6 protein-coding genes are annotated in these 4,525 nt (G+C 43.2%); 2 read left to right on the plus strand and 4 right to left on the minus strand.

The annotated features are described in order from the left end of the window. Window position 1: 1 nt before the first annotated feature. Window positions 2–733, plus strand: coding sequence for a DNA repair protein (locus tag BCT81_RS19730; protein WP_241908246.1), 732 nt, complete (start codon window positions 2–4; stop codon window positions 731–733). A 101-nt stretch (window positions 734–834) separates the two neighbouring features. Beyond that, window positions 835–1,629, plus strand: a complete 795-nt coding sequence (gene miaE / locus BCT81_RS19735; protein ID WP_277869833.1) for a tRNA isopentenyl-2-thiomethyl-A-37 hydroxylase MiaE — start codon at window positions 835–837, stop codon at window positions 1,627–1,629. A gap of 90 nt (window positions 1,630–1,719) precedes the next feature. Here miaE and pyrF read toward each other — a convergent pair whose 3' ends face one another. The 4 genes from pyrF to ihfB all read right to left on the minus strand — a co-directional run bounded on the left by pyrF (window position 1,720) and on the right by ihfB (window position 4,416). Continuing rightward, window positions 1,720–2,415 carry an orotidine-5'-phosphate decarboxylase gene (gene pyrF, locus BCT81_RS19740; RefSeq protein WP_061031782.1) on the minus strand — a complete coding sequence of 232 codons (696 nt, stop codon included), beginning with the start codon at window positions 2,413–2,415 and terminating at the stop codon, window positions 1,720–1,722. Window positions 2,416–2,541: 126 nt separating this feature from the next. Further along, the gene (lapB, locus tag BCT81_RS19745) at window positions 2,542–3,717 is read right to left on the minus strand and encodes a lipopolysaccharide assembly protein LapB (RefSeq protein ID WP_102425557.1); all 1,176 of its coding nucleotides are present in this window, start codon (window positions 3,715–3,717) and stop codon (window positions 2,542–2,544) included. A gap of 12 nt (window positions 3,718–3,729) precedes the next feature. Then, window positions 3,730–4,002 (minus strand): lipopolysaccharide assembly protein LapA domain-containing protein, encoded by a 273-nt coding sequence (locus BCT81_RS19750; protein ID WP_004741981.1) that lies wholly within the window; start codon window positions 4,000–4,002, stop codon window positions 3,730–3,732. A 129-nt stretch (window positions 4,003–4,131) separates the two neighbouring features. Continuing rightward, window positions 4,132–4,416, minus strand: a complete 285-nt coding sequence (gene ihfB / locus BCT81_RS19755; RefSeq protein WP_004741980.1) for an integration host factor subunit beta — start codon at window positions 4,414–4,416, stop codon at window positions 4,132–4,134. Window positions 4,417–4,525: the final 109 nt, after the last annotated feature.

Consider the following 4,525-nt stretch of genomic DNA (forward strand, 5'->3'; position numbering starts at 1 on the left):
GATTCTTTTGGTGTTGGTATTAGGTTACAACATCATGCTTCAGTACAAAGTTAAGGTAGAAACAGCGAAGAAACAGGAAGCTTCTCGTTATTTGACCATTATTGATGGAACCGAAGAGCTTATTGGCAACGCGCACCACATGCCGTTTAGCCAAGATCTTCTTGTATGCTTAAATAATCGAATTCTTGATGCATTAGAAAACATGTATCAGCTCGACCCCAAAAATAAGCAACTTGCCCAGCGCATTGAAAGCGTAAAACAGCAAATCACCCAGCTTAAAGAGAACTACCAAGGTGGCGAAAGCACGGCCTTTAGAGTTCCTAGCAGCGATAAACAAGCAATCATGATGCTCAAACTGGTTAAGCGCCTACGCGATACGGTACGTAACGAACACAATAAAGGCCGTTTTGAAACCCAAGCTTATGTGGTAGAAAACGCACGTTTAGAGACTATTCAGATTCGAATCAACATTGAGAACGTGATTAAACGTGCTAACGATTCAATTTCACGCGGCCAACCAGGTACCGCTATTCAATTGCTTCGTAAAGGTATTGATGCACTGGCAACCAAGAATGACGCATACTCAATGAGAGCAAAAGAAAAGCTTCAACAGATGCTGAACGAACTTGACCAAAAACGCCAAGACAAAAACGCGCAAGATTTACAGCAAATGGAATCTAAAGAACGCGATGACGATATGGATGCCCTATTCGGTCAGAAGAAGAAGTGGTAATCACTAAATCAAGTCATCGAGAAGGCCACCTCAGTTCGCTAAGGTGGCCTTTTTTGTTACTAATGAATTTCCTCCCTCCGTATAGGGAGATCTCATTAGCTGTGATAAAATCCCGCATTATCAACAAACCTGCTCCGGCCATGTATCAAGAATTACTCGCTCCAATCCACTCTTTTCTTAAAGCTGAAACGCCAGATTCATGGATCGATGAAGCCAAAAAGCCTGAAAACCTCCACATCATTTTGCGCGACCACATGTTGTGTGAACTCAAGGCTGCTCAAAGTGCTTTATTCCTTATCCGTAAATACGCGGTAGATAAAGAAAGTGCCAAGCAATTAAACGAATGGATCTTGCCATATGAGCAATTTGCTTACCGTCGCATTGGTGATTTAGAGTCACTTCGTGGCAAGAGCAACGTTTCAAAACAGATCACAGCAAAAGAAGGCTGTAATTACGGCGCTGACCTTATCGATAAGATGGTGCTGTTGATTAAAGAGGAACTCCACCACTTCTATCAAGTAATGGAATTAATGGAGAAGAAAGGCGTGACTTACCAACCGATCGAAGCCGGTCGTTACGCGAAAGGATTGATCAAACAAGTAAAGACATACGAGCCTGATGCTCTGGTCGACAAACTGATCATCGGCGCCTTTATTGAAGCACGCTCTTGTGAACGTTTTGCGAAACTGGCCCCGTTCTTAGAAGAAGACATGGAGAAGTTTTACGTATCCCTACTTCGTTCAGAAGCTCGTCACTACCAAGATTACCTCGAATTAGCAGAGCAAATCGCAGGTAAAGATATCTCGGAACGTATCGCCCACTTCGCTCAAGTAGAAGCAGATCTGATCACCTCAGACGACAGCGACTTTAAATTCCATAGTGGCGCACCAGTATAATCCCGCTAAGAAAGCACGCTCCAATCCAAACAAAGAAGGCCAGCTAACTGCTGGCCTTCTTATTTGTTTCACGCTAGCTATAAGAGAAAGTTAAGCTAGTGTGCCGTTGATTTCAGCAAGCACAGCTGCAGGGTCTACAGCCTGAGTAATTGGACGACCAATAACCAAGTAGTCAGAACCAGATTCAATCGCTTTAGAAGGCGTCATGATACGCTTTTGGTCACCAACATCGGCACCTACAGGACGAATACCCGGAGTCACCAGTTTGAACTCTTGGCCAAGCGCACCTTTCAATAAAGAAGCTTCTTGCGCTGAACACACCACACCATCAAGACCAGAGTTTTTTGTAAGAGAAGCTAAACGCATCACTTGTTGCTGTGGTTCTAGATCCAACCCGATACCCGCTAGATCCGATTGCTCCATGCTCGTCAGTACTGTTACGCCAATCAGCAATGGACGATCTTTACCGTAAGGCTCCAAAATTTCGCGAGAAGCCGTCATCATACGCTCACCGCCACTTGCGTGTACGTTTACCATCCATACGCCTAGTTCAGCGGCTGCACGAACGGCTTTTGAACATGTGTTCGGGATATCGTGGAACTTAAGGTCCAAGAATACTGAAAAACCACGCTTGTGTAATTCACGAACAAACTCAGGACCAAATAGGGTGAACATTTCTTTACCCACCTTAAGGCGGCAAGATGCAGGGTCAATACGATCAACAAAGGCTAACGCATCCGCTTGGTTGTCATAATCCAAAGCTACAATGATTTTTTGGTCGTTCATTTCATCTCCTAACGCAGTTAACTTTCTTAAAAAATATCTATCTACCCTTGCAGGCGATAAATAACAGTCATAAAAATGCAGCCCGAAAGCTGCAATTAATAATTTGGTCTTTTAATGACCACAAATCTATTCACCATCCAACCCACGAATAGGCTTGATCGTTCCCCACCCCTTACATGAAGGGCAGTGCCAATACATTGAATGTGTTGAGAATCCACACTGACGGCAACGGTAATGAGGCTTAACCTTAAGCTGTTCACCAACCATAGATTGAAGCGTGGTTAAGCTTTCTTTTGCTCGGCCTTCTTCAGCTTCTGCTAGGTGATAATCGATCAGTCGATAAAAACCTTTCATGGTTGGGTTTTTAACAAGTTGCTTGGTCAGGAGCTCTTGCGCAGAGCCAACATCTTCATGGTGAGCAACCAGCTGAGCCAGCATCAATTCTGCAGACACACCAGCCTTCTTCTGGATACATGCTTTAAGGAACTCAACCAACTGTGCTTCGTGCCCGAGCTTGTGATAACACTCAGCAAGAGTTGGTAACACTTCACTGATAAAATCGATATCTTGCTCAAGAACACCCTCAAGGCAGTCGATCGTCTTCTGGTAATCTTCGTTCGCTAAGTGGAATTTACCCAAAGCGATACTGGCACGCACACATTTAGGGTCTTCAGATAACGCTTTCTTAAAATGCGCTAATGCTTTTGAACGATTACCATCAGCTTGTTCTTGCATAGCGAGCTCACACCAAAAATGCGCGACCGTAGCACGCATCTTCATCTTCTTCTTACCAAGCTTTACTAGAATATTGCCGTAATGAATCGCCTTGTTCCATTCTCGAGTCTGCTGATAAATTGCAACTAACTGCTGCAGAGCACCCTCTTTGTGGTCAGGTTCATCAACCAGCTGTTCAAAGATTTTTTCAGCGCGATCAAGAAAGCCAGAGACCATATAGTCTTTCGCTAGTTGTTGCAGTGCGAGGTTTTTCTGATCGAGAGTCAGCCCAGAACGGGAGATAAGATTTTGGTGAATGCGAATAGCGCGGTCGACTTCGCCTCTTGATCGGAATAGGTTACCCAAGGCCAAGTGAGTATCGATGGTTTCATTGTCTACTTGAAGCAGCTCAATGAAGTGATCAACCGCTTTGTCAGATTGGTCTGACAGTAATAGGTTCAAACCCGTCACGTATTGACGGGAGATCTGGTGTGATTGCTTTTGTTTTTCTTGCTGAGCATTACGATTACCCATATACCAACCATAAGCGGCTGCAATAGGCAAAAGTAAGAACAGTAACTCTAACATCAAATATAGCCTTTAAGCTTTAGTATCAGCAGCTACCTGCTTTGATTGCTTATTGAGTTGCTTCTTCAAGCGATGAATTTTCAGCTGAGATCGCATATGCATGTTACCAAAGACTAACCAAGCAAGAGCAAAGCCTGAAATGAAGACAATACCTAATAGGCTTGAAAGGTGGAAATCACCTTGTGCTAGCAGGTAATTAAAATTCACGATAGTTTGGTTTTGAGAGCCTAAAGCCAGTGCAATTAGGAAAAGTGCGATAACGGCGACTATTTTTATAATTTTCATAGTTCATCACTCATTGGTTGGTTAGCTGTACGATTATGCAGGAAAATTACTAATCAGACCACCATATTATGGTCATAAAAAAGCGGCATACATTATAGTATGCCGCTTTTCATAATTCCGATAAGTAGACTACATTCCTGTATTTACTCGTTCACGTAGCTCTTTACCTGGTTTGAAGTGAGGAACGTATTTACCTTCTAACTCTACCTTGTCACCAGTCTTTGGGTTACGTCCAACACGAGGCTCACGATAATGCAGAGAAAAGCTGCCAAAACCGCGAATTTCGATTCGATCACCACTTTCTAGTGTTGAAGCCATATGCTCTAAAATGTCTTTTACAGCGTCTTCAATTTCTTTTGCAGAAAGATGCGTTTGCTCAGCGCACAGTCTTTCAATCAATTCAGACTTAGTCATAGTTACCCTCGTTGGTTTTCTTTTTAGAAATTATAGACCTATCGGAAAAATAAGCAAAAAAAAAGGAGCCTTACGGCTCCTTTCTTGGCTATATAGCTATATTTCTCTT

Origin of the sequence: Vibrio sp. 10N.261.52.A1 (assembly GCF_002876325.1) — a bacterium.
Lineage (GTDB): Bacteria > Pseudomonadota > Gammaproteobacteria > Enterobacterales > Vibrionaceae > Vibrio > Vibrio chagasii.